At 71.3% G+C, this 2,129-nt stretch carries 2 protein-coding genes; both read right to left on the bottom strand.

Going from position 1 to position 2,129, the window contains the following annotated elements; genetic code table 11:
* On the bottom strand, positions 1-723 hold a 723-nt coding region (locus tag NS220_RS18655; RefSeq protein WP_242864692.1), incomplete at its 3' end, for a phosphate ABC transporter ATP-binding protein.
* A 515-nt stretch (positions 724-1,238) separates the two neighbouring features.
* A partial coding sequence (locus tag NS220_RS18650; RefSeq protein ID WP_242864690.1) for a sortase occupies positions 1,239-2,129 on the bottom strand: 891 nt, incomplete at its 5' end.

Raw genomic sequence — 2,129 nt, 5'->3', positions numbered from 1 at the left:
GTCGAACATGGCATCCGTGTCACCGTGTTCGACGATGTGGCCGGGCTGACCCTGGGATGCCAGGAAGAACGCGCACTGCTGCGACACGCGCTGCGCCTGCTGCATGTTGTGCGTGACGATGACGATCGTCAGCTCCTTCTGAAGCTCCCCCATCGTCTCTTCGATCACGCGCGTCGAGGTGGGGTCGAGGGCGGAGCAGGGCTCGTCCATGAGCAGGACGCGCGGCTTGATCGCGAGCGAGCGGGCGATGCAGAGGCGCTGCTGCTGACCGCCGGAGAGGCCGCCGCCCGGAGCACGGAGGCGGTCCTTGACCTCTTTCCAGAGACCAGCGGAGGCGAGGGAGGTCTCGACCAGGCGGTCCTTCTCGTCGCGCGAGGCGCGCACGCCCGTGAGCTTGAGGCCCGCGATGACGTTGTCGTAGATCGACATGGCGGGGAACGGGTTGGGCTTCTGGAAGACCATGCCGATGTGCTTGCGCGCGTCGATGAGGCGGTGGCCCGGGTCATAGATGTCGTCGCCGTCGAGCAGCACCTCACCGGCGAGGGATGCCGAGGGCACCAGCTCGTGCATGCGGTTGAGGATGCGCAGGAACGTCGACTTGCCGCACCCCGACGGACCGATGAGAGCGGTGACCTGACCGGCGGGCATGGTCAGCGACACGTCGAGGAGCACCTGGTGATCGCCGAACCATGCGGAGATCGAGCGGGCGTCGAGCTCGGACAGCGGGGCGCGTTCCGCGGCCGCGGCGAGCGCACCCTCGGCCGCGGCGATGCGCTCCGCCGTCGCCGAGGCGCCGCCGAGCAATGACACGGCGGAAGCCGACGGGGCCGCGAGCACGGCGGTGTGAGCATCGACCGGAGCCGGGGCGGTGGCGGGAGTCTCCGCTCGCGCGTCGGTGTTCCGCGAGAAGAGACGACCCGCGCGGCGCGACGGCGGCACGTCCCCGGCGGTCGGCGCCCCGGCCATTCCGGCGGTCAGCCCCTCGAACTCGATCTCGGCGAGGATGCGTGCTTCCTCGGCGTTGAGCACGTCGGTCATGTAGGGGTCGGCCGCGGCGCGCGCGGCCTCGTCGCCCGATACAACCTCGGTGTGGGCGAGGTCGGCGCTCTCGCGCTCAGCGTAGGCCCGCGCGGCGGCTTCGTGCGTGGCGGCTTCGCGCGCGGCGGCTTCACGCGCGGCTGCGCGGGGAACGCCTTCGTCGGCAGGGGATGCGGGGGTGGAGGTCATGTCGGTACCGCTCACAGGAGGTTGGGGAGAAGACGGACGAGCTGGTCGGAGACGAAGACGCTCGCCAGCAGCAGGACGGGGGCGAAGACGATCCACGTCTTCTGCCAGCCGACGCGCCGATAGGCCCAGACGGCCGCGAACTCGGCCACCACGAGGAACTGCAGGGCGAACACGAGCGCCCACACGGTCGTCATGTCGGTGGCCAGCGGCTTCGCCTGCGGCGGCAGCGTCATCGAGGTGGTCTGGCGCGCGCCGGCGGGAACGGCCGACCCTGTCGCGCGCGCGTCGACGTAGGCGATACCCGTCGGGAGATACGGACCACCCCGGGCTGTCACGAGGATGAGGCGGCTCTCGCCGCGCACCGGGGCCGGCGGCGTCGGGTCTCCGGCGTAGCGCACACCCAGAACCTCGAAGGACTGCTCGCCCTGACCGGTCCGCACGGTGAACGTCTCCCCCGGCTGCAGCGATTGCAGTCGGCCGAAGGGACCACCGAAGGCGGCCGCGCGTCCCATGACCACGCTCACCCCGGCTTGACCGGGCAGCACCGTGTCGCGTCGGTGCCCCGGCCCGTGCATGAGCACGCCGGAGGTCGTCCCCTCGGAGATGACCTCGTCGACGCCGAGCTGCGGGATGGACAGGATGCCGACGGGGGCGCCGTCCGGGAGCAGGTGATCCTCGAAGTCCCCCTCGCTGACGGGAGCCGTCCCGGCGGCGAGCTCGGCGCGGAAGGTGTCCCGAAGCTGCTGCTGAGCCGCGAAGTGCGACACGTGGCTGATGACGAGCAGGTTCAGCAGGAAGACCAGGACGAGGACCGCCACCGACACGAGCATTCCCCGCAGGAACACCTGCCCCGCGGACAGAGGGGCGTACGCGGGACGCGGTCGGGGCGGACGCCGCGGCGG

This window comes from Microbacterium testaceum (genome assembly GCF_001476655.1).
Classification (GTDB): domain Bacteria; phylum Actinomycetota; class Actinomycetes; order Actinomycetales; family Microbacteriaceae; genus Microbacterium; species Microbacterium testaceum_C.
Note: the sequence above shows the minus strand (reverse complement) of the source record. Positions and strands in the feature narration are given on the sequence as shown.